Here is a 22,707-nt window from a genome sequence, read left to right on the forward strand (position 1 = left end):
GTCCCACTCCTCGTCCGAGGTCACCTCGGGCAGCATGATCGGCAGGCTAGGCGCGGCGGGGCGGGGCGGGAGGACGAACGGTTTTCGACGGGAGGACGAACGGGATTTCGGGGTGGGGACGAGCGGGGTTTCGGGGGGGGATGAACGGGTTTTCCGGGGGCGGGACGTACGCGGGCGGCACCCCGCACAGCTCGGGGTGCCGCCCCTCGTACCGGTCGTACGACCTCACTCCCCGTCCCGCAACGCCTCCCCCGCCTCCCGCGCCAGGAGGTCGACGTACGCGGTGGTCCACGCCTCGACCGTCGCGCGGTCCCACAGGTCGGTCGAGTACTCCAGGTAGCCGGAGAGCACGTCGCCCGTGGGGATCAGGCCGAAGTTGAACTCCGAGCGCGCGCCCGGCACCGCCAGGTCCTCCACCGCCGTGGTCAGGCCCGGCAGTTCGACCTCCGTCTCCAGGGAGCTCTGGTACTGGAAGCCCAGCGGCAGCCGGTCCGGCACCTCGGTGCCGAGCGCGGCGCCGACCTCGGCGGCCACCGCGCGGATCGGCGCCGCGTGGTCGATGGCCCCGACCGAGCTGCGCGCCACCTGGTCCACCAGCGCCCCGAACGAAGCGGCCGCGCCACCGCGTACGCGCAGCGTGAAGGACGACACCGTGCAGGCCGCGAGCGCCTCGAACTCGCGCCGCTCGCGGTTGGCGTAGGAGATGCCGAGCACCACGTCCGGCTCGCCGCCCGCCTCGGCGACCAGCCGGGCGAACGCCGCCGCCGTCACCACGAACGGCGTCGTGCGGTGCCGCCGCGCCAGCGTCTCCACGTCGGCGCGCGCCGCGCGGTCCACCGTGAAGAGGACCACGTCGCCCGCGCCGCTGAGCTCGTCGGGCCGGGGCCTGTCCACCGGCAGCGGCAGGGCGAAGGGGGCGTCCTTCAGCTCGCGCGCCCAGTAGTCGACGAGCCGCCCCTTGTCCTGCGTGCGGTTCTGCTCCCGCTGCCAGCGCGCGTACTCACCCGGCTGCGGCACCTCGGCGGCGAGGCCGTGCGGCTCGCCGGTGGACGCCGCCCGGTACAGCGCGGCCAGTTCGCGCAGCAGCACGCTCACCGACCAGCCGTCGCAGGCCGCGTGGTGCAGCACGAACAGGAGCACCCAGCGGTCCCGGTCCGTGCGCAACAGGCGCAGCTTCGGGGCGAGTTCGGCCTCGATGTCGAAGGGGTCGGCGGCCACCTCCGCCGCGACGCGCTCGGCCTCCCTGCCCGCGGCGTCCGGCGAGCCGTGGCGGGCCAGGAGGTCCTCCTCCGGCAGGGCGAGGGGCCGGGCGCGCAGTGCCTCCTGCCACCACTCCCCGCCGTCCTGGACGAACCGGGTCCGCAACGCCTCGTGCCGGGCGACGAGTTCGCTCAGCGCGGTGCGCAGGGCGGGTACGTCGAGGGCTCCCGTCAGCGTGAGCCGCATCGCCACGTTGTAGATCTGCGGGCGGGGGTGGGTGCGGTGGCGGGTGATGAAGGCGGACTGCTGGGCGGTGACGGGGGCCCGGCCGACGACGACCGCGTCCCCGGCCCCGGCTCCTCCGGCTCGTCCGGTCCATCCGGCTCCTCCGGCCTCCCCGGCATCGGCGGCCTCTCCCGCCTCCCCGGTCGGGTCGGCCGCGCTCGCGTCCGGCGCCGATCCCGCCAGGTACTCCGCCATGGCCCGCAGCGTGGGCTCGTCGTAGAAGCGCGCCACCGGGTACTCCGTGCCGAACTCCTCCCGTACGCCGTTCGCCAGGCGGATCGCCGTGAGGGAGTGGCCGCCGAGCTCGAAGAAGGAGGCGTCGGCGGCGATCGCCGACACGTCGACGTCGAACTCCTTGGCCCAGAGCCGCTTCAGACGTGCCGCCACGTCGGAGGCGGGGGCGCGGCGGGCGGCGACCGGGGCGGTCCGCGATGTGCGGGCGGGCCCGGTGGCGGTGGTGTGGGCGGGCTCGGGCAGGGCCGCGCGGTCCAGCTTGCCGTTGGCGGACAGCGGCAGCACGGGCAGCACCGACCAGGCGCCGGGCACCAGGTGGTCCGGCAGCAGCCCGGCGAGCTCCGCCGCGAGCCGGTCGGCGAACGCCCGCTCCGCCGCGTCCCCGTCGGGCCGTCCGGGCGCCGCCGGTACGACGTAGGCCGCGAGGCGGGCCTCGCCGCGCCGGTCGCGCCGGGCCAGGACGACCGCGTCGCCCACCCCGGTCAGCCCGTTGAGCACGTGGGAGACCTCCTCGGGCTCGACCCGGAAGCCCCGGATCTTCACCTGGTCGTCGGCCCGGCCGCGGAACTCCAGCGCCCCGGAGCCGGTCCAGCACACCAGGTCGCCGGTGCGGTACAGCCGACCCTCGGTGCCCAGGGGGTCGTCCACGAACCGCTCCGCCGTCAGGTCGGGGCGGCCCAGGTATCCGGTGGCCACTCCGGGGCCGCCGACGTACAGCTCGCCCACCTCGCCCGCGGGCACCTCGCGCCCGTGGGCGTCGAGCACCCGGAGCGTGACGTTGTGCGCGGGGCGGCCGATCGGGATCGGCACGTCGGGGCCGCCGGGGGTGCGCGGCTCGACCGTCCCGGCGGTGCAGAGCACCGTCACCTCGGTGGGCCCGTAGACGTTCAGCGTCTCGTAGGGGGCGCCGGGGCGCGGGCGGGTGCGCAGCACGTCACCGCCCAGCAACAGGTGGCGCAGCGGCGGCTGTTGCGCGTCGGGGAGGGTGAGGACGGCCTCGCCGAGTGCCGTCGGCAGGATGGAGAAGGTGATCCGCCGGTCCGTGAACCAGCGGGCCAGCGCGGCCGGGTCCTTGCGGACCGTCCCGTCGGCGACGACGACCGTGGCGCCCGCGGTCAGCGCGGGCCAGATCTCCAGCGCCGCGGCGTCGAAGCCCTGGCTGCAGACGGCGGCGCTGCGGTCGTCCGCACTGAACCCGAACCGTTCGTGGTGCCACTGGCACAGGTCCACGACGGCGCGGTGCGGGACGGCGACGCCCTTGGGGGTGCCGGTGCTGCCGGAGGTGTAGATCGCGAAGCAGAGGGACTCGGGTCCCCCGGGCGGGCGCGCGAAGGGCTCCGCGGAGGGGTCGGCGGTCGCGGTCACGTCGACCGCCCTCGTCCCCGCCGGGGTCCGCGGCGGCGCTCCGGCGCCGGTCCCGCCGTCCACGACGAGGATCCGGGCGCCGCTCTCCGCGAGGACGGCCTCGGCCCGCGCCCTGCCCTGTGCCGGGTCCAGCGGCACGTAGCCGCGGCCCGCCTTGAGCGCGGCGAGCATGGCGACGATCAGGTCGGCGCCGCGCGGCAGCCACAGCGCGACCGGCCCGTCCCCGTCGTCGGCGGCGTGCAGCGCCGCGGCGAGCCGCGCCGCCCGCTCGTCCAGCGCGCCGTAGGTCAGCGTCACGTCACCGCTGATCACGGCGGTGCGGTCCGGGGCGACCTCGGCCCACCGGGACGCCAGGGCGTCGACGGTGCTGTGCGCGCGCCCGCGGACGGGCCCGTGCCGCCACGCGCGGGGCACGGCGGCCGGCTCCCGCGCCCCGACCGCCTCGGCGAGGACGTCGCGGAACGTGCTGAACAGCGCGTCGACGGTCGCCTCGTCGAAGAGGTCGGTGTGGTACTCCAGATGGCAGCGGATGCCGTCCGGCTGGTCGGTGAAGTACACGCTGAGGTCCGTCAGCGCCTTGTCCGGGCCCGCGTCGAGCGGCGTCGCCCGCACCCCTGGCAGGTCGAAGCGGAAGGGGTCGCCGCCCTCGAACTCGGCGAGCGTCTGGAAGACGGGCGTGCGGTCGAGGCCGCGCGGCGGCGCCAGCTCCCGTACGACGGCCTCGAAGGGCACGTCGGCGTGGTCGTACGCGTCCAGGGCGACCCCGCGCACCCGGTCGAGGACCGTGGTGAAGTCCGGGTCCCCGGAGAGGTCGAGGCGCAGCGCCAGCGTGTTGACGAAGAACCCGACCACGTTCTCGTACTCCGGCGTGCGGTCGGACATCGGGGTGCCGATGACGAGCTCGTCCTGGCCGGTGGCGCGGCGCAGCGCGCAGGCGTGGCCCGCCAGCAGGGTCATGAAGAGGGTGCTGCGCCGCTCCTTGCTGAACTTCCGTATACGTGCGGACAGTTCGGGGTCCAGGGTGCGGAACAGGGCGCGTCCGTGGGAGGTCATCACGGCGGGCCGGGGCCGGTCGGTGGGCAGGTCGAGGACGGGCAGGTCGCCGTCGAGCGCCTTGCGCCAGTAGGCGAGGTCCTCGGCCGCCTTGGGCCCGCCGAGCGCGTCGAGCTGTCCGCGGGCGTGGTCGGCGTAGGTGCGGGTGAGGGCGGGGAGGTCGGCGGCCGGGGCGCCGGGCAGCCCGGCCCGGTAGAGGGCGGACACGTCGCGGGCGAGCACGGCGGCGGAGGCCGCGTCCATCACGATGTGGTGCAGGGACAGGACGAGGACGTGCCGCCGCTCGCCGAGCCGGACCAGCCGGGTGACGAACAGCGGACCGTCCGCGAGGTCGAAGCGCCGCCCGCTCTCGGCCGCGAGCGTGTCGGCGACGGCGTCGCCGCCGCCCGTGCCGTCCACGACCGCGAAGTCCACGTCACCCGCGGGCAGCGTGAACTGCCTCGGCTCCCCCGCCACTTCGCGGAAGACGGTGCGCAGTTGCTCGTGCCGGGCGGCGAGCGCGCGCAGGGCGGCCCGCAGGGCGGGGACGTCGAGCGGGCCCTCCAGGTCGATGGCCTTGGTCTCGTTGTACGCGGTGCGGCCCGGCAGCATCCGCTCCAGGAACCAGACGCGCTGCTGCCCGGGCGACAGGGGCGCCCCGCGGTCGGTCTCCGGGGCGGGAGCCGCCGCCGGCACGGGAAGCGTCGTCGCCGGGGCCGCGGGCGCCTCGTACGCGCGGCGCAGTCCGTCGAAGTGCGTCAGGCCGTCGCGCAGCGCGTCGGTGCCGACGCCGAAGTCGACGAGGCCGACGATCTCGTCGGCGCCCGCGGCCCGCACGGCGTCCACCACGGACCGCACGCTCTCGGGGCTGCCGATGAGGGCCCGCTGGTCGCAGTACCGGTCGTAGGCGCGGCGGAAGACGACGTCCAGGTCGTCCTCGGTCATCGCGGACAGGTCGACCTGGTGGCCCAGGCTGTTGGCGACGCCGCCGAACAGCGACAGCGAGGACCGCATGTACCGCGACAGCGGCTCGCGCGCCTCCTCGCGCGCGGCGTCGTGCCGCTCGGCGAGGTAGGTGTGCAGCAGCACGGCCACGTGCCCGGCGTCCGGGTCGAGGCCGTGGGCGGCGCGTGTGCGCCGGTACAGCGCGACGTTGTCGCGCAGCTGCTCGACGGTCTGGGTCATGAGGTTGGTGACGATGCCCAGGTCGTGGCGTGCGGCCAGTTCGTACGACGCGGGGTTGCCGACGACGGCCGTGTACATGGGCGGCGCGTCCTGCACGGGCCGGGGGAACAGGCGCAGGTCGCTCTCGCCCTGCCCGGTGGTGCGGCGCACGGGTTCGCCCCGCCACAACTGCCGTACCTGTGCGACCTGTTCGTACATCAGCTCCTTGTGGGAGCCGAAGCGCTCGGGGAAGAAGACGAAGTCGTTGGCGTGCCAGCCGCTGGCGCAGCCGATGCCGATGCGGCCGCCGGAGAGGTTGTCGACCATCGACCACTCTTCGGCGACACGGATCGGGTCGTGCAGCGGCAGGACCACCGAGCCCGCGTTGATGCGGATGCGGTCGGTCTCGCGGGCGAGCGCGGCGGCCAGCACGACGGGGTTGGGGAACAGGCCGCCGAAGGAGTGGAAGTGCCGCTCGGGGATCCACAGGGAGTGGAAGCCGTTGCGGTCGGCGAACCGGGCCGTCTCCAGGAGGTGGTCGTACTTGCCGTGCCGGGGCCCGGCCTCGTCCTGCGGGTAGTCGCCGAAGAAGTAGACGCCGAAGTCGAGGGGGCGGGCGGGAGCAGCTGCCGGGGTGCGCTCGGCGGCGGAGGCCGGGACGTGCTCGGCGGCGGGGGCCGGGACGTGCTCGGCGGCGGGGGCCGGGGCGGGCTCGGCGGCGGGTTTCGGGGCGGGCTCCTGCCGCGCCCGCGCCGTGGCCGCCGCGCTGTTCCAGGCCATGGCGGGCACGGCGGGCGTACGGGCCGGTTCACGGACCGGTCCACGGGACGGCGTACGGGCGGACCCGGCGCGCGGGCTGCCCAGCGAGAAGCCCGCGCCGCGCAGCTCCCGCAGCGAGTCCTTCACCGCGTCGACGATGAACTCGACGTCTCCATCGGTGTGTTCGGTGGACAGGAAGAAGTTGCGCCACTCCCACACGTGCACGCCCCGCACCATGAGGTGGTGGTAGAGCAGCTCCATGTCCGCCCGGTGCTCGAAGCGGAACATCGAGCCGAAGTGGCTCAGGCTCAGCGCGAACCCCTCGGCCTCGAAGAAGGCGTTGAGGGTGGTGGCGAGCTCGTCGGTGCGGGCGTTCAGGCGGTCCTGGAGGAGCGGGCTGTGCTCCTTGAGGTGGGTGAGGACGGCGCGGGTGGCGACCATCGACACGGGGTGCTGGATGTAGGTGCCGCCGAAGAAGGTGGTGTCGGCCGCCGGGTAGCTGTCGTCCCCGTAGCTCCAGTGGCCGCCGTCGATGCCGTCCATGATGTCGGCGCGGCCCGCGATGGCCCCGATCGGGAAGCCGCCGCCGAGCAGCTTGCCGTAGGTGGCGAGGTCCGGCGTGACGCCGTACAGCTCCTGGGCGCCGCGCAGTGCGGGCCGGAAGCCGGTCAGCATCTCGTCGAAGAGCAGCACGATGCCGTGCCGCCGGGTCAGTTCGCGCAGCCGCCGCACGAACGCGGCGGGCTGCAGCGACGGGTGGCGGCTCTGCACCGGCTCCACGACGACCGCCGCGATCTCGCCGGCCTGCTGCTCGATGACGGCGAGGCTCTCCTCGCTGCCGTAGGGCAGGACGAGCAGGTCGGCGACGGCGTTCTGCGGGACGCCCGCGGACATCGGGACGGTGGTCAGGCCCTCGCCGCCGGTCCGCGGCGAACGCCCGAGGACGTTGTCGTTGTGGCCGTGGTAGGCGCCCTCGAAGGTGATGATGCGGGAGCGGCCGGTGGCGGCGCGGGCCAGCCGGATGGCCGCGGAGTTGGCCTCCGTACCGGAGTTGGCGAAGGCGACGCGCTCCATGCCGGTCAGTTCGGCGAGCAGCTCGGCGGCCTCGCCGGTCTCCACGGTGCGCGGGCCGAGCTGGATGCCGCGCGCGAGGTGCTCGCGGACGGCCTCGGTGACGAAGGCGGGCTCGTGGCCGAAGAGCAGGACGCCGAAGCCCATGGTGATGTCGACGTACCGGTTGCCGTCGATGTCCTCCAGCCAGGAACCGCGTGCCCGGCGCCCGGCGATGGGGTACAGCATCTCCTTGGTGCTGCTGCGGAAGCCGACGGCTGCCCTGCTGTCGGCGAGCACGCGGCGGTAGCGCTGCGCGATGCTCTTCGACGTGGGCGTCCTGGCGGTGTAGCGGCGCACCAGGTCGTCGAGGTGGGCCCGCTGGGTGTCGGAGGCGTTGCCGCGGAGCATGCCGGAACCGCGGGCGACCTCCGGGCGCGGACCGTGCTGGGCGGGACGCGCGGCCGCGGGCTCCCCGGCCCCGGGTTCCTCGGCGCCCAACTGCCGGGCGATGCGCTGCGAGAGCTCGGCCATCGCGGCGAGGTCCTGGTCGACCGCGGCGGAGACGGAGCGGTCGGCCGTACGGTCGGCGGAGTCGGTCCCGGTCACCGGCCCGCCTTCCCGTCGGTGACCGCCTGGGCGGTCTGGGCGGTCTGGGCGGCGAGCAACTGCGAGAGCTGCCCCATCAGTTGGAGCTGCATCTGGGAGAGCTGGTGCACTTGGCGCACGAGGTCGTCGACCTCGCGGCGGGTGGCGTACTCGACGGGGGCCGCGGCCGGTGCGGGCGCGGGGACCACGGGTGCGGGCTCGCGGACGACCGGAGCGGGCGCCGAGGCCTGGACCGGCACCTGCGCGAGCGGCGGAACGACCGGAGGGGCCGCCTGCGGAACGACCGGCGGAGCCGCCTGCGGAGCGACCGGAGGGGCCACCGGCTCGGGAGGAGCCGTGGCCGTGACCCCGGCCGGGGCAGGGGCCGTCGCCGTCATCTTCCCGGCGATGATCAGGGCGAGCCCCTTCGCCGTGCCCGCCTCCTCGAAGAGCTCCCGCATCGACACCTTGACCTGGTGTTCCTCCTCCAGCTCCCGCAGTACGCCGATCATCTGCAGGGAGTCCGCGCCGAGGTCGAAGAAGGAAGCGTCCTCGGCTATCTCGCTCGTGTCGTAGCTGAGGTGCTTCGCGGTGACCTTGATGATGTGCTGGAGCACGCGCTCGACCGCTGCCTCGTCCTGTGCCACTTCCGCCCCATCCCTTGCCGCTTGTACGGGTTGTGCGGGCCGGGGAAGGTGGTTCTCCGGCCCTGTCCAGTAGTCCTTGTGCTGGAATCGGTAGCCGGGCAGGGGGATCCTGCGCCCCGCCCCGTCCGCGAAGACCCGCCAGTCGACCGGCGCACCGGCCCGGTGGAGGCCCGCGGCCGCGTCCCACAGCGGGGCGAGCCCCGCCCCGCGGCGCAGCGTCGGGTGCGCCGCCCGGTCCGGCAGCGCCCGGCGCGCCAGTCCGCCGAGCGTCGTGTGCGGCCCGATCTCCACCAGCACGCCCACGTCGTCGTGCGCCGCCCCCACCTCGCGCAGCACGTCGGCGAACCGCACCGGTTCCCGCGCCTGCCGTACGAGGTAGTCGGCGTCCGGCACCCAGCCCGCGGGCCGGGTGCGACCGTCGAGACCGCTGACGAACGGCACCCGGCACGGCCGTGGCGTCACCTCGGCGACCAGCGCGCGCAGGCCGTCGAGGACCGGGTCCATGAGGGCGGTGTGGAAGGCCTGCCGCACCGGGAGTTCCCCGGCCGGCGTGCCCTGCCCGGCGAGCAGCTCCGTGAGACGGGCCATGGCGTCCGCCGGGCCCGCGAGGACCTGGCTGTCGGCGCCGTTGGTGACCGCGAGCTCCACACCGGGCACCCGGGCGGCCAGCTCGCGCGCCGTCGCCTCGTCCACCGGGACCGCGACCATCGCGCCGGGCGCGCACCGGTCCCGCATGAGCCGCCCGCGGCCCGCCGTCAGGCGCAGCCCGTCCTCGGCGGACAGCGCGCCCGCCGCGTACAGCGCGCCGTACTCCCCCACGCTGTGTCCGGCCACCACGCCCGGCGCGATGCCCGCCTGTCGCCACAGGCGGACGAGCGCGCACTGCAGCGCGAAGAGCGCGGGCTGCGCCACGTCGGTGTCGCGCACCTGCTCGTCCCCGGCGCCGTCCGCCGTGCCGAGCAGCGCGCCGAGGAGGCCTTCGCCGCCGGTGAGTGCCGCGTACTGCGCCTCGCAGGCGTCCAGGGTCTCCCGTACGACGGCGAAGCGCTCGTACAGGACGCGGGCCGCGCCGCGGTGCAGGCTGCCCTGCCCGGTGAAGAGGAATCCGGCCCCGGGGCGGTTCGGGCCGCCCGGTCGCGCGGAGGCCAGCCAGTCGTCCAGGGCGCCGGTCAGCGCGGCCACGGTGTCGCCGCGCAGGGCGAGCCGGTGCCTGCGGTGGGCGCGGCCGAGCGCCAGCGTGGTCACCAGGTCGGCGGGGTGCGTGCCGGGGTGGGCGCGCAGATGGTCGCGCAGGGCCGTGGCGTTGTCGGTGAGCGCCGCCTCCGTGTGGCCGGAGAGCACGAGGACGCCCGGGGGCGGCGGGGTGCCCGCGGGGCGGGGCGCGGGCTCGGGGGCCTGTTCCAGGACGACGTGCACGTTGGTGCCGCCCACGCCGAAGGAGCTGACGCAGGCCCGTCGCGGCCCGGCGCCCAAGGGCCACGGGCGGGCGGTGTCCGGGATGTAGAAGGGGCTGGCCGCGAGGTCGAGTGCGGGGTTGGGGCGGCGGAAGTTGGCCATCGGCGGGATGACGCCGTGCCGCAGCACGAGGAGGGCCTTGACCAGGCTCGCCAGTCCCGAACACACGTCGAGATGGCCGATGTTGGCCTTGACCGAGCCGAGCGCGCAGTAGCCGGTGCGGTCGGTGTCGGCGCGGAACGCGGCGGTCGCGCCCGCGAACTCGATGGGGTCGCCCTTGAAGGTGCCGGTGCCGTGCGTCTCCAGGTAGCCGATGCTGCCCGCGTCGACGCCCGCCCGGCGCAGTGCCCGGCGGATCGCCCCCTGCTGGCCCGCCGCGCTGGGCGCGGAGAACGCCTTCTTGTCCGCGCCGTCGTTGTTCATGCCCCAGCCCCGCAGGACACCGTGGATGTGGTCGCCGTCGGCGACGGCCCGGTCCAGGCGCTTGAGCACCACGGCCACCACGCCGGTGCCGCCGACCGTGCCGTCCGCGTCGGCGTCGAAGGGCCGCAGGCGGCCGCTCTTGGAGAGGATGGACCCCTTGACGTACTGGTAGCCGATGACCTGCGGGACGTGCAGCGCGGTGGCCCCGGCGACGGCGAGGTCGCACTCGCCGGAGACGACGGACTGCGCGGCGAGATACACGGCCGACAGCGAACTGGAGCACGCCGTCTGGACGTTGACGGCGGGCCCGGTCAGGCCGAGCCGGTAGGCGGCGCGGTTGGCGGTGAAGTCGGTGAAGTTGCCGACGGTGACCTGCAGTCCGGCGACCCAGTCGGCGATCTCGCCCTTCAGGACGTTGTTCTGCAGATACGTCTGGAGGGAGTAGAGGTGGTAGCCGGTGCTGGCGTACACCCCGACCTCGTGCCCGCCCCGCCCGCCGGGGTCGTCCCCCGCGTCCGCGTGGTCGGCCGTCCGGTCACCCGTGTGCCCCCCGTGCCCCGCGTACCCGGCGTTCTCCAGCGCGTGGTGGACGCACTCCAGGAACAGCCGGTGCTGCGGGTCGGTGATCCGGGCCTCGTGCGCGCTCATCCCGAAGAACCCCGCGTCGAAGCCCGCGATGCCGTCCAGGACCCCGCTCGCGCCGACGAACTCCTCGGCGCGGTACTGCTCCTCGGGGATGCCCGCCGCGTCGAGTTCCGCGTCGGTGAAGCGGCGGATGCGGTCGGCGCCGTCGTGGATCGTGCGCCAGAACTCCTCCGGGGTGTCCGCGCCGGGCAGCCGGAAGGACAGGCCGACGACGGCCACGGCGGATCGGTCGGCGGCGGTCATCGGGCCTCACTCTCCCGCTCGGCGGAACTCTCGCCCGTACGCCCGACGGAACCCTCGCCGGTACGTTCCCGGGCCTCTGGCCGGTGCTCCGCGTCCTCCGCGCGCTCCCGGTGCTCCGCGTGCTCGCGCCCGGCCTCCCGCCCCTGCCGCACCAGCACCACGAACATCCCGCAGCACAGGACGATCGCCGACCCGTGCAGCAGGCCGACCACCTGGAGGGGCGAGAAGTGGTCCAGGAGCGCGCCGCTGACCAGCATGCCCAGGCCGAATCCGGTGTTCTCGACCGAGGCGGACAGGCCGAACAGCCGGCCGCGCTGCTCGTCGGGGGCCGCCTGGAGGCGGGTCACGTAGGCGATCTCGGTGAGTCCGTCGGCCATGCCGGCCACCAGCGCGGCGACCACGGCGACGCCCGTGGGCAGCCCGGCGAAGACCACGATGAACGCGGCCGACATCACGCAGGCCCCGATCGCGAACGCCCGCTCGCCCGGCCCCTGCCGCCCGCCGCGCCCGGCCCACCGCCCGCAGACCTGCTGCATGACGATGTTGCCGATCGCCCAGGTGGCCCAGAACTGGCTGACGAACGTGGCCGGATGGGACGGGTCGAGGTCGCTGGAGTAGACCGGCAGCGCCACGTTGTGGGAGGACGAGCCGAGGCCGTCGGCGGCCCGCAGGGCGATCATGACGGCGAGGACGGGAGCGGCGCGCAGCAGGAGCAGCGCCCCGGCACCACGCCCCGCACCACCCCCCTTCCCGGTCTTCCCGGCCTTCCCGCTCTCCCCCTCCGCTACGGACGGAGCCTCCCCCTTCTCGCCCGTCTTCTCGTCCTGCGCCCGCGTCCGGATGGGCAGCGAGAGCAGGACGCACGCGGAGACCGCGAAGGTGACGGCGTCCAGGGAGATGGCGGCGACGTAGCCCAGTTCCGCGACGAGCACGCCCGCGGAGGCGAACCCGGCGATCATCGCGAGCGAACGCCCGGTGGCGAGGAGGGAGTTGGCGCGCATACGCAGCTCGCCGCCGACGATCTCCGGGATGCTGCTGCGCAGCGCCACGCCCGAGAGGGTCGAGCAGAATCCGGTCACGACGGCCAGTACGTAGAGAAGCCCGGCCCGTCCCCCGTCGGGAGCGATCAGCAGCGCTATCATGGCCACGCACTGCGTCAGATCGGCTCCGACCATCAACCGCTTGCGGTCGTACGCCGAGACCAGCCGTCCGCTCACAAAGCCGGATACGACACTGGTCAACAACCGTACGGCCATGAAGAGTCCGGCGGCGAGGGCGCTGTCGGTGACGTCGTAGATGAAGACGTTCAGCGCGACCATGTTCAGGTAACTGCCGTACGCCGAGACGCCGTTCCCCACGACGAGCAGGCGAAAGTGCCGCAAGCGTTCCCCCCTGGTCCGGGCCGGGCTGCCATTCGGATCGTGCACGGCTGTGCTCAGCCGAGACCGCCTTCACACTCACCCGCCCCGAAGCGCGCCCACAGTCCCCCGAATTGGGGACTTGACACGGCCGGTCGCGCTCAGTAGCTACGCATCTCCCCTGGGTATGCGGGGTTTCCTTTCTGTTTCTTCACGACCGTGGTTAGATCACCTGGCGGCCACAGCCGCCGTACGTGTTGACAGTCCCTCCTGGAGGGAAGATGCCAGTAGACAGCCGCCCGCAGAACGCACCGGCGTTGTCCCACAGGGAGCGTCAGGTGTTGGCCCACATCGCGGCAGGCCTCTCCCACAAGCAGGTGGCCAGACGTCTGGGCATCAGCGTGCACACCGTGAGCACGTACCTGCGCCGCATCCGCAGCAAGCGGACCGCGCCGACCGTGGCCCATCTGATCCATCTGAGCCGGACCGAGAACTGCTAGCGGGCCGGGAACGGCCCCTGGGCGCCCCGGTGTCGGCGCGTCCCGGCTGTCAGCGTCCCCGGGTGTCAGCGCCCCCGGCGCACCCGGGCCGCCTTGCGGGCCTCCGCGAGCTTGCGGGCCTCGGCGGACTTGCGGGACCTACCGCCCGCGCCACCGGACCCGCCCTGGCCGCCCCGCGAGGCGTCCTTGCTGCTGCCCAGGCCGCGGAAGGGCGTGTTCACGTTCTTGGTCGCGGGCGCGGCGGGTCCGCCGTCGAGCGGGGTGCCGGAGGGGGCCTTCGCACCGGTGATCCGGCTCAGCTCCGCCTCGCCCGAGCGCACCTTCGTGGTCGTCGCACCGATGCCCGCGTCGGCCAGCAGAGCGCTCATGTCGCGGCGCTGGCCGCTCAGGACGAGGGTGACGACCCGGCCGCTCTCCCCGGCCCGCGCCGTGCGGCCCGCGCGGTGCACGTAGTCCTTGGGGTCGGCCGGCGGGTCGACGTTCACCACGAGGTCGAGGTCGTCGACGTGCAGGCCGCGGGCCGCGACGTTCGTCGCGACGAGCGCGGTGACCGCGCCGGACTTGAACTGGGCGAGCGTACGGGTGCGCTGCGGCTGGGACTTGCCGCTGTGCAGCGCCGCCGCGTGCACCCCGCTGGCCCGCAGGTGCCGGGTGAGCTGGTCGACGGCGTGCTTGGTGTCGAGGAAGAGCAGCACGCGGCCGTCGCGGGCGGCGATCTCCGTGGCGACGGCGTACCGGTCGGGGGCGTGCACGACCAGGACGTGGTGGTCCAGGGTCGTGACCGCGCCCGCGGCCGTGTCGACGGAGTGGACGACGGGGTCCGTGAGGTAGCGGCCGACCAGGAGGTCGACGTCGCGGTCCAGGGTGGCCGAGAACAGCATCCGCTGGCCCTCGGGGTGCACCTGGTCGAGCGCCTCCGTGACCTGCGGCAGGAAGCCCATGTCGCACATCTGGTCGGCCTCGTCGAGGACGGTGATCCGCACGCGCCCCAGGCGGCAGGCCTTGCGCTCGATCAGGTCGTGCAGCCGCCCGGGGGTGGCGACGACGACCTCGGCGCCCTCGCGCAGCGCGGCGATCTGGCGGCCGATCGAGATGCCGCCGACGACCGCGGCCAGCCGCAGCCGCAGCGCGTCCGCGTACGGCGTGAGGGCCTCGGTGACCTGCTGGGCCAGCTCGCGGGTGGGCACGAGGACCAGTGCGAGGGGCTGCTTGGGCTCGGCGCGCCGCCCGGCCGTCCCGGCGAGCAGCGGCAGACCGAACGCGAGGGTCTTGCCGGAGCCGGTGCGTCCGCGCCCCAGCACGTCGCGGCCCGCGAGCGCGCTGGGCAGTGTGGCGGCCTGGATCGGGAAGGGCTCGCGCACCCCGAGCGCGTCGAGCGTGCGCAGCACGGGGGCGGGCAGGTCCAGGTCGGCGAAGGAGGCGACCGGGGGCAGATCGGGGGCGGGTCCGGTGCCGGGACGGTCCTGGTGGGTCATGAGGGTGAGCCTTCCGCAGGGGTTACGTACCGAGGAAGGCCCGGCAGGTATCGGGGTGTCGCGTCGGGGCCGGCCCCACGGGCGCGGGCCGGGGTCGGCATCCGCCCCGGCCGGGGCCGGAACGAGGGGGCGGACGGGCCGGGCGCAGACCGGAGAATGGTCACCGGGTCGCAAGGACCTGCGCGGACACCCGCGGAGACCGCCCTCATGGCTATTTTAATGGCGCCGGAGGGCGGCCCTGACCTCGCGGAGCACCCGGTCCGCGTCGCCGGGGTCGTTCACCACGTCCGTGTGGTTCATGTCGATCACCAGGACGTCACTGGCCGAGTAGTGCTGGTCGACCCAGTCGTCGTAGCCGGACCACAGGGTGCGGTAGTAGGCGACGAGGCTCTCGTCCTGCTCGAAGTCGCGGCCGCGCAGCCCGATGCGGTGCAGCACCGTCCCGAAGTCCGCCTTGAGGTAGACCATCAGGTCCGGGGCCTTGCGGTACGGCAGGCCGTCGATCTCGCGCATCATCTCGTCGAGCAGACCCTCGTACACCCGCATCTCCAGGGAGCTGATGCGGCCGAGGTCGTGGTTGACCTTGGCGAAGTACCAGTCCTCGTAGATGGACCGGTCGAGGACGTTGTCGCCCTGCTTGTACGCCTCCTTGATCGAGGCGAACCGGGTCTGCAGGAAGTAGAGCTGGAGGAGGAAGGGGTAGCGCTTGGCCTGTATCTCCTCGGGGGTCGCCGTGTAGAAGAGCGGCAGGATCGGGTTGTCGTCGACGCTCTCGTAGAAGACGTCACTGCCCAGATCCTTGGCGATCAGCTCGGCGACGCTCGTCTTGCCGATTCCGATCATGCCTCCGACGCAGATCACCGGCATTACCTCGCTTCTCCCCCGTGGACTCTCCCGCCCGCTCGGACCTGCCGCCCCACGAGCCGTCGTGAAGCCTAGAGGACACCGCGGCAGACCGGGACACCCCTTCCGGAGCCACCACGAAGAAGAGCTCCTGACCAGCTGAAACGCTGACCAGGAGCCCTTCGGGCAGAACGAGCCGGGCTGTACGCCGGGTTCTGTGCCGCGGGTCCTCACGGACGTCGCGGTGACGGCCATCCATCTAGGGCCGGCATTGCTGCCGGCCTCGTGCGGTCTACCCGCGGACTCGGGCGGGCAGCCCTCGAACGTCCGCGCAGAGCCGCCCCTTCTTGCGAAGCGGCGTCTCCTTTTGACCTTGCTCCAGGTGGGGTTTACCTAGCCGCCTGAGTCACCTCAGGCGCTGGTGGTCTCTTACACCACCGTTTCACCCTTACCGGGGGCCGTACGGATACGGTCCCGGCGGTCTGTTCTCTGTGGCACTGTCCCGCGGGTCACCCCGGGTGGCCGTTAGCCACCACCTTGCCCTGTGGAGCCCGGACGTTCCTCGGGAAGGGCCCCCGAAGGGGTCTTCACGCGGCCGCCCGCCCGGCTCGTCTGCCGTGCCGACCATGTTACCCGCCGGGTTCCCGGGGTCGGCGCCGCGGCGGCGGTCGCCAGGAAGGAACCGGCGAGGATCAGTGCGAAGGCCGACGCGACGCCCGCCGTCAGCGACTCGCCGAGGAAGGCGACGCCCGCCGCGACCGCCACGGCCGGGTTGACGTAGGTGAAGACGACCGCGCGGGTCGGGCCCGCCTCCCTGATCAGTTCGAGGAAGACCACGAAGGCCAGGGCCGTGCAGACGACGCCGAGCCCGGCGAGCGAGGCCAGGGTCCCGGCGTCGGGCACCGCCGCGGGCCAGGAGACGGCGGCCGCGGGGGCGTAGACCAGGGCGGCCAGGGTGAGGCAGGGCGCGATCAGCTGGAGGGTGGGGACGTCGCGCAGGTGGCGGGCCACGATCAGCGGGGCGACGGCATAGCCGAGGGCGGTGAGCATGACCTCCGTCAGCGACCAGGCGTCGCCGCCGGTCAGATGGGGCACGGTCAGCACGGCGACGCCCGCGAGGCCCAGGCCGAGGCCGGTGAGACGGCGCGCGCCGAGGCGTTCGGTGTCGCCGAAGAAGCGGGCCAGGAGCGCGCCGATGATCGGGACGGCGGCGATGAGGAGCCCGGCGGTGGAGCTGGAGAGGTGGCGCTCGGCGTCGGTCAGCGTCCACCACGGGCCGATGATCTCCACACAGGCGAAGGCCAGCATGGGCCGCCAGTGGGTCCGTACGACGCGGGGCAGGCCGCCCTGCCGCAGGGCGAAGGGGAGCAGGAGGGCCGCGCCCAGCGCACAGCGCGCGAAGACCACGGCCGAGGGCGGGAGACCGCTGTCCACCGCCACTTTGATCATGAAGTACGGGATGCCCCACAGGACACCCATGAGCGAGAAGAGGAACCAGGCGCGTGCCGTCATGGGGGCAGTGTCGGCCGCGCCCGCGCCGGGCGTCTTGAACGCTGTTGCGGTACGCCCCGCCCGCCGGCGAGGTCCGGTGCGCGGACGCCCCCTAGCGGCGGGCGACGCTGTCGCGGTAGGCCGCCGGGGTCACCCCGAGGACCCTGCGGAACCAGCGCGTGAGGTGCGCCTGGTCGGCGAAACCCACCAGGGCGGCGGCCTCGGCGGGGCGGTGGCCCGCCTCCAGGTGGGCGCGGGCGCGCGTCACGCGGTACTGGGCGAGCCAGGCGTAGGGCGGCAGGCCCGCCGACGTACGGAAGGCGCGCAGGAGCTGGTAGCGGGAGAGGCCCAGGGGCGCGGCGAGTTCGGCGAGGGTGGGCGGGGCGAGGAGTTCGTCGGCGAGCCGGTCGCGGACGGCGCGGGCGATGTGGTCGGCGCCGGCCACGCGGTCGGTGCGCGGGCGGGCGGTGCCGTGCCGGTGGGCGAGGGCGGTGAGCAGCCACGGGATGCGGGACTCGGCCTCCAGCGGGTCGGCGTGGGCGCTCAGTTCGATGTGCGCGGCGCGCAGCGCGGCGGCCAGCTCGGGGTCGTCCATCACCGGCTCGCGGAAGTGCGGCGGGGCGGTGGCGCCCTCGGCGAGCAGAGCCGGGGCCGGGTACATGGCGCGGTAGGCGTAGCCGCCGGACGAGCCGGGGCCGCCGGTGTGCACCTCGCCGGGGGCCAGGACGACGATGGATCCGTACCCCGTGTGCAGGCGCCCGCCGCGGTAGTCGATGACCTCGCAGCCGCCGACGCTGACGCCGACGGTGTACTCCTCGTGGTAGTGCGGGGCGTAGCGGTGCCGGTCGAAGCGTGCGGTCAGCAGGTCGAGGGTCTCGCCGTGGGGGCCGAGCGGGGTGCGGGTCCACACCGCCTGCTCGCGGGCCGCGCGCGGTTTCGTCTCGTCGTCCATGCGTCCGCCCGCTCCCCCGGTGGCCCGCCGTCCGGGCCCTCTCACCGCTGCAACGCCCGCGCGCCCGTCTTCCATGCCGCGTCGAGGTCCGCGCCGTCGGGGAAGCGTCCGTGGATCTCCAGGACGACCATGCCGTGCGCGAAGGCCCAGGCGGCGCGGGCCAGGTCGGCGTCGCCGCCGCAGGCCCGGACGAGGGGGGCCGCGGCCCGCTCCGCCAGGCCGCGGGGCAGGGCGTGCCGCGGCAGGGGGCGCTCGGTGGCGAGGCGGTAGAGGTGCGGGTGGCGCAGGGCGTAGCGACGGTGGGCGTCGGTCAGGGCGTCGAGGGAGCCGGGGTTGCGCGCCTCGGCGACCTCGCAGACCGCCGCGGACTCGTCGAGCAGCTGCGCGATGAGCTCGACCTCGACGGCGGACTTGTCGGGGAAGTGCTTGTAGAGGGAGGGTGCCTTGATGCCGAGCCGGTCGGCGAGCGCGCGCATGGTGAGCTTGTCGGCGCCGGACTCCTCCAGGAGCTGCCGGGCGGCGGCGACGATCTCCCGGGCACGGGGGGTGAGGTGCTCGCCCCACTCGGGGAGCGGGTCCGCCCGCTGCTGGTCGGTCACGCCGGAAGCCTTCTCTCGTACGGGGTCCACGGCCGAGGACGCGGTCGGAGGACCCCGGCTAACATCGTTAGCCACCGTAGGGCGGGCGGATGTCGGCCGTCAAAGCGGTACGGGGGCCGGGCGCTCCCGGCGGCCGGCGATGCGCTTGACCTTGCCGCAGCGTCAACGTTTCTACTGAGCGCATGCGGATCGGAGAGCTCGCCGGCATCGTCGGCGTCACCACACGCGCCATCAGGCATTACCACCACCTGGGCCTGCTTCCGGAGCCCGAGCGGCGGCCCAACGGCTACCGCGCCTACGGCCTGCGGCACGCCGTCGCGCTGGCCCGCGTGCGGCGGCTGACCGAGCTCGGGCTCGGCCTCGCCGAGGTGCGGGACGTGCTGGCGGACGACGCGGGCCGCGAGCTCGCCGAGGTCCTCGCCGAACTGGACGAGGACCTCGCCCGGCAGGAGGCCGCGCTCCGGGAGCGCAGGCGGCGGCTGCGGACCCTGCTGGACGACGCCGAACACGGGCGGCTGTCGCCCGAGGGGCCCGTCTCACCGGCACTGGCCGGCTTCTTCGGCGAGATGGCGCGGGCGACGGCGGGCCGCGAGGGCCCGGAGTCGGCGATGGCCGCCAAGGACCGCGAGTTCCTCGCCCTGTTCGACACGACCGCGTCGCCGGAGGACCGGGAGGCCTTCCTCACCGCGCTCGGCCCCGCGCTCGCCGCGCCGGGCGCGGCGGAACGGGCCCACGCGGTGTACGAGCGCCTCGACGCCCTGGCCGAGGCCGACCTCGCGGACCCGGGGGCGGAGGCCGCCGTGGCCGCGGCGGCGCGGGCCCTCGCGGACGCCCTGCCGGACACGCTCCTGACGGACCTCGGGTCGGCGGGCGCGCAGGCCTTCGCCGAGGGCCGCACGGTCCGCGACGACGTCTTCCTCGACGCCTTCTTCGCCGACTTCGCGCCCGCCCAGGCCGAGGCGGTGCGCCGCGCGATGGCGCTGCTGGCCGGTCGTACGGAAGGACCCGACGGAAGGGGAACTCGATGAACGGGCTCACGGCACGGGTGCCGACGGCGCTGCGGCGGCTCGTCGGGCACGAACTGCGCGTCCTGGCCGGACTCGCGCGGTGGGCGACCGGGCGGCGGCACGGCGTGCGGGGCCCGGCCGACCTGCCCTTCGGGCACGCCCGGGACCAGGCCGCGATCATGTACGGCCTCACCTTCGTCTGCGTGGTCGAGGCGTTCGGGATGGCGGTGCTGCTGCGCGACTGGCCGACCGCGCACCGGGTGATGCTGGTGGTCGACGTCTACGGCGTGGTCCTGATGATCGGCCTGCACGCCGCCTCCGTGACCCGCCCGCACGTGCTGTCGGCGGACGCGCTGCGGGTGCGCCAGGGCGCCCACCGGGACCTGCGGATACCGCTCGCGCTGATCGACGCCGTGCGCGCCGAGCGCCGGTTCACCCACGAGGCCGCCGACGGCGTGCTCGACCTGCCGGTCGCCTCGACGACGTCCCTCACCCTGGAGCTGGCCGGGCCCGTCACCGCCGTCGGTTTCCTGGGCGGACGGCGCGAGGTGACCACGGTCCGCCTGCACGCGGACGAGCCCGACGGGCTCCTGTCGGCGCTCAGGGAGCGCCTGGCCGCCCGCCCCGAACGCCCTCACGCGGGCGCGAACTGAACCCGCGCCGTGCCCGGGTCGGCCTGTGTGAGCCGGACCCGGAGGCGCTCGCCGAGCGGCAGCCTGGAGACGCCGCCCTCGATCCGGGCCACGATCGCCGGGTCGGTCAACTGCACGGTCCCGACGGCCGGTTCGCCGTCCTTCACGTCCACGACCACCGCGTCGAAGATCTCCCCGACCCGCGCCTCGAGCAGTGCGGCCTCGACGAGGTCCACGCACTCCCGCTCCACGGTGTTGGCGCGCCGGGTGCCCTCGGCCATCTCCTGGGGGAGCCCGTCCAGGGCGGCGAGCACCCACTGCGGTACGCCCGCGCCCGCGCAGGCCGCGACGCACAGCTCGGAGGCGTAACGGTCGACGAGGCGGCGCAGCGGGGCCGTGCAGTGGGCGTAGGGGGCGGCGACCGCGGCGTGCGTGGTGAGCCCGGGGACCGCGCCGCCGCTGAACGCCGTGTAGCCGGCCCCGCGCAGCAGCGTCGTGCACTCCTGGAGGAAGGCGGCGTGGCGCGGGAGCCGGGGGTCGAGGGAGCGCACGAGACGGGCGTACGGCATGTGGTGCGGCCAGTCGATGTGCAGGGCGTCGGCCGTGCGGCGCAGGCGGCCCACGGCGCCGTCCGGGGCGGTGGGCAGGGTCCGCAGGATGCCGGTGCCCGAGGCGATCATGAGCTCGGCGGCGGCCATGCCGGTCAGCAGGGAGATCTGGGCGTTCCAGCCGTCGGCGGGGAGCGGGGCGCGGAAGGCGGGTTCGTAGGCGCCGTCGCGCTCGACGATCTCCTGCTCGGGCACGTCGAGGGAGATGCCGCCCCGGTCCACCTCGCGCTGCTCGCGCAGCAGTCCGATGTCCCGGAGCAGCGCGACGGGCTCCTCGGCGGTGCCGTCGTCGATGGCCCGCTGCACGCCCGCGTAGTCCAGCTTGGCACGGCTGCGGACGAGGGCGCGGCGCACGTCGGTGCGTTCGGTACGGCCGTCCGCGTCCAGGTCGACGGTCCACAGGACGGCCGGGCAGGTCTGCCCCGGCAGCAGGCTCGCGGCGCCCTCGCTCAGCACGGTCGGGTGCAGCGGCACCTTCTCGTCGGGGAAGTACAGGGTGGTCACCCGCCGGTGCGCCTCCGCGTCCAGGGGGCCGCCCGGCGTCACGTACGCGGCGACGTCCGCGATCGCGTACGACACGCGGAAGCCGCCGCCGTCGCGGCGCGCCAGGTGCATGGCCTGGTCGAGGTCGACGGAGGTGGGCGGGTCGACGGTGAACAGCGGCAGGTCCGTGGCGTCGTGCTCCGGCACCCGGGGCGCGGCGGCGGCGCGGGCGGCCTCCGCGAGAACGTCGGCGGGGAACTCACCGGGCACGTCGAGCTTCGTACGCAGATCACGCAGCGCGGCCCGCAGCGGTGCCTCGGCTGCGGCGGTCACACGGAGGTGGCGGCGGGGCATGACCCGAGCGTATGGCGGACGCCCCACCTCAGCACCCGCTGGCAACCCCACCACGAACAAACAGACCCACGGCCCCCTCCGGAAAAACCTGCCGGCCCACCCCACGGCCCCGCACCCAATCCACCACCACCCCGCACACGCCCAACCACCCGGAGGGGACTCACGGACCACCCCCCACCGGGCCGCACCCGTAGCGGACGCTCCACAGAGCCGCACCCGAGACGGACGCCCCACCGGCCCGCACCCGCCCAACCGGCCGGAGGGGACGTGGGGGTATGTGCGCACGGAGCACCGAGGAAACAATGACGCCTTTGTTCGTGCAGCGGGGCGCAGGGATAGCGAGTACGCACATACCCCCGCGGCCCCGCCCCACGAACCGAGCCGGGGCGAACCCCGTACAAGGCCCAGGGGCCAGCTCCCCCGTACCCTTTCGCAGGGGCCGCACCCCTCCCCCGTACCGCTTAAGGAGTCCGATCGTGCTCGTGCTGCTGCCGCCGTCCGAAGGCAAGGCCCCCTCCGGCCGAGGCACCCCGCTCAAGCCCGAGTCCCTGTCCCTGCCGGGCCTCGCCCCCGCACGGCAGGCCGTCCTCGACGAGCTCGTCGAGCTGTGCGCCGCCGACGAGGACAAGGCCCGCGACGTGCTCGGCCTCAGCGAGGGCCTGCGCGGCGAGGTCGCGAAGAACACCGAGCTGCGCACCGCGGGCGCCCGCCCGGCCGGCGAGATCTACACGGGCGTCCTGTACGACGCCCTCGACCTCGCCTCCCTCGACGCCGCCGCCAAGCGCCGCGCCGCCCGCTCGCTGCTGGTCTTCTCCGGCCTGTGGGGCGCCGTCGGCGTGACCGACAGGATCCCCTCCTACCGCTGCTCGATGGGCGTGAAGCTGCCGGGCCTCGGCGCGCTGGGCGCGTACTGGCGTACGCCGATGGCGGACGTGATGCCCGAGGCCGCGGGCGACGGCCTCGTCCTCGACCTGCGCTCGTCCGCGTACACCGCCGCGTGGAAGCCGAAGGGCGAGGTCGCGGGCCGCACCGCGACGGTCCGCGTGCTGCACGCGCAGACCGACGAGCGCACGGGCACGGAGAAGCGGTCCGTCGTGTCGCACTTCAACAAGGCGACGAAGGGCCGCATCGTCCGCTCGCTGCTGACCACCGGCACCCGGCCGAAGGACCCCGCGGAGCTGGTCGAGGCGCTGCGGGACCTGGGACACGTGGTGGAGGCCCAGGCCCCGGCGAAGGCGGGCAGGCCGTGGGCGCTGGACGTGGTGGTCCGCGAGATCCACTGAGCGGAGATCGGGAGACCGCCCCGGTTGCAGCA

General features: G+C 74.5%; 12 protein-coding genes, 1 other RNA gene and 1 pseudogene. 4 read left to right on the forward strand and 10 right to left on the reverse strand.

The window, feature by feature from the left end; translation table 11 throughout:
• Positions 1–225: 225 nt before the first annotated feature.
• From ACFYXE_RS12820 to ACFYXE_RS12830, 3 genes are read right to left on the reverse strand one after another with little or no spacing between them, the layout of a single operon-like run.
• Complete coding sequence (locus tag ACFYXE_RS12820) at positions 226–7,698, reverse strand: MupA/Atu3671 family FMN-dependent luciferase-like monooxygenase (RefSeq protein ID WP_389311818.1); 7,473 nt, start codon at positions 7,696–7,698, stop codon at positions 226–228.
• The gene (locus ACFYXE_RS12825; RefSeq protein WP_389311820.1) at positions 7,695–11,090 is read right to left on the reverse strand and encodes a type I polyketide synthase; all 3,396 of its coding nucleotides are present in this window, start codon (positions 11,088–11,090) and stop codon (positions 7,695–7,697) included. The genes ACFYXE_RS12820 and ACFYXE_RS12825 overlap by 4 nt, the downstream gene beginning before the upstream one ends.
• On the reverse strand, positions 11,087–12,472 hold the full coding sequence (locus ACFYXE_RS12830; protein ID WP_389311822.1) for an MFS transporter: 1,386 nt from the start codon (positions 12,470–12,472) through the stop codon (positions 11,087–11,089). The genes ACFYXE_RS12825 and ACFYXE_RS12830 overlap by 4 nt, the downstream gene beginning before the upstream one ends.
• Positions 12,473–12,786: 314 nt before the next feature.
• Between ACFYXE_RS12830 and ACFYXE_RS12835 the strand changes: the two genes are divergently transcribed.
• Positions 12,787–12,948, forward strand: a complete 162-nt coding sequence (locus ACFYXE_RS12835) for a LuxR C-terminal-related transcriptional regulator (protein WP_389311824.1) — start codon at positions 12,787–12,789, stop codon at positions 12,946–12,948.
• Positions 12,949–13,013: 65 nt separating this feature from the next.
• Here the strand turns inward: ACFYXE_RS12835 and ACFYXE_RS12840 are convergent, their stop codons facing one another.
• The 6 genes and pseudogenes from ACFYXE_RS12840 to ACFYXE_RS12865 form a co-directional block, all read right to left on the reverse strand.
• The gene (locus ACFYXE_RS12840) at positions 13,014–14,423 is read right to left on the reverse strand and encodes a DEAD/DEAH box helicase (RefSeq protein WP_389311826.1); all 1,410 of its coding nucleotides are present in this window, start codon (positions 14,421–14,423) and stop codon (positions 13,014–13,016) included.
• A 216-nt stretch (positions 14,424–14,639) separates the two neighbouring features.
• Positions 14,640–15,290 carry a deoxynucleoside kinase gene (locus ACFYXE_RS12845; RefSeq protein ID WP_389311828.1) on the reverse strand — a complete coding sequence of 217 codons (651 nt, stop codon included), beginning with the start codon at positions 15,288–15,290 and terminating at the stop codon, positions 14,640–14,642.
• 164 nt (positions 15,291–15,454) lie between these two features.
• An RNA gene (rnpB, locus tag ACFYXE_RS12850) (RNase P RNA component class A) lies at positions 15,455–15,877 on the reverse strand.
• Between the two features lie 118 nt (positions 15,878–15,995).
• A pseudogene (locus ACFYXE_RS12855) lies at positions 15,996–16,778 on the reverse strand (DMT family transporter); the annotation flags it as partial.
• Positions 16,779–16,869: 91 nt separating this feature from the next.
• A complete protein-coding gene (locus ACFYXE_RS12860) occupies positions 16,870–17,709 on the reverse strand; it encodes an AraC family transcriptional regulator (RefSeq protein WP_389311830.1) in 840 nt (279 codons plus the stop codon).
• A gap of 41 nt (positions 17,710–17,750) precedes the next feature.
• The gene (locus ACFYXE_RS12865; RefSeq protein ID WP_389311832.1) at positions 17,751–18,308 is read right to left on the reverse strand and encodes a TetR/AcrR family transcriptional regulator; all 558 of its coding nucleotides are present in this window, start codon (positions 18,306–18,308) and stop codon (positions 17,751–17,753) included.
• A gap of 182 nt (positions 18,309–18,490) precedes the next feature.
• Between ACFYXE_RS12865 and ACFYXE_RS12870 the strand changes: the two genes are divergently transcribed.
• Together ACFYXE_RS12870 and ACFYXE_RS12875 are read left to right on the forward strand one after the other, a co-directional pair.
• The gene (locus ACFYXE_RS12870; RefSeq protein ID WP_389311834.1) at positions 18,491–19,336 is read left to right on the forward strand and encodes a MerR family transcriptional regulator; all 846 of its coding nucleotides are present in this window, start codon (positions 18,491–18,493) and stop codon (positions 19,334–19,336) included.
• Positions 19,333–19,968: a hypothetical protein gene (locus ACFYXE_RS12875; RefSeq protein ID WP_389311836.1), complete on the forward strand. Its 636-nt coding sequence runs from the start codon at positions 19,333–19,335 to the stop codon at positions 19,966–19,968. The genes ACFYXE_RS12870 and ACFYXE_RS12875 overlap by 4 nt, the downstream gene beginning before the upstream one ends.
• On the opposite strand, the gene ACFYXE_RS12880 is transcribed toward ACFYXE_RS12875, so the two are convergent.
• Positions 19,950–21,392: an RNB domain-containing ribonuclease gene (locus ACFYXE_RS12880; RefSeq protein ID WP_389311838.1), complete on the reverse strand. Its 1,443-nt coding sequence runs from the start codon at positions 21,390–21,392 to the stop codon at positions 19,950–19,952. The two genes, ACFYXE_RS12875 and ACFYXE_RS12880, sit on opposite strands and share 19 nt — an antisense overlap.
• Positions 21,393–21,868: 476 nt before the next feature.
• Here ACFYXE_RS12880 and yaaA point away from each other — a divergent pair, with 476 nt between their 5' ends.
• Positions 21,869–22,675 (forward strand): peroxide stress protein YaaA, encoded by an 807-nt coding sequence (gene yaaA, locus ACFYXE_RS12885; protein WP_361181166.1) that lies wholly within the window; start codon positions 21,869–21,871, stop codon positions 22,673–22,675.
• The last annotated feature ends 32 nt before the right edge of the window (positions 22,676–22,707 follow it).

The sequence above is a fragment of the Streptomyces sp. NPDC002564 genome (assembly GCF_042889645.1).
Taxonomy (GTDB): Bacteria; Actinomycetota; Actinomycetes; order Streptomycetales; family Streptomycetaceae; genus Streptomyces.

Excerpts from the sequence above, each read along its gene's own strand:
- ACFYXE_RS12825 (WP_389311820.1), bottom strand. The coding sequence starts at position 11,090 with ATGACCGCCGCCGACCGATCCGCCGTGGCCGTCGTCGGCCTGTCCTTC.
- ACFYXE_RS12840 (WP_389311826.1), bottom strand. The coding sequence starts at position 14,423 with ATGACCCACCAGGACCGTCCCGGCACCGGACCCGCCCCCGATCTGCCC.
- ACFYXE_RS12845 (WP_389311828.1), bottom strand. The coding sequence starts at position 15,290 with ATGCCGGTGATCTGCGTCGGAGGCATGATCGGAATCGGCAAGACGAGC.
- ACFYXE_RS12860 (WP_389311830.1), bottom strand. The coding sequence starts at position 17,709 with ATGGACGACGAGACGAAACCGCGCGCGGCCCGCGAGCAGGCGGTGTGG.
- ACFYXE_RS12870 (WP_389311834.1), top strand. The coding sequence starts at position 18,491 with ATGCGGATCGGAGAGCTCGCCGGCATCGTCGGCGTCACCACACGCGCC.
- ACFYXE_RS12875 (WP_389311836.1), top strand. The coding sequence starts at position 19,333 with ATGAACGGGCTCACGGCACGGGTGCCGACGGCGCTGCGGCGGCTCGTC.
- ACFYXE_RS12880 (WP_389311838.1), bottom strand. The coding sequence starts at position 21,392 with ATGCCCCGCCGCCACCTCCGTGTGACCGCCGCAGCCGAGGCACCGCTG.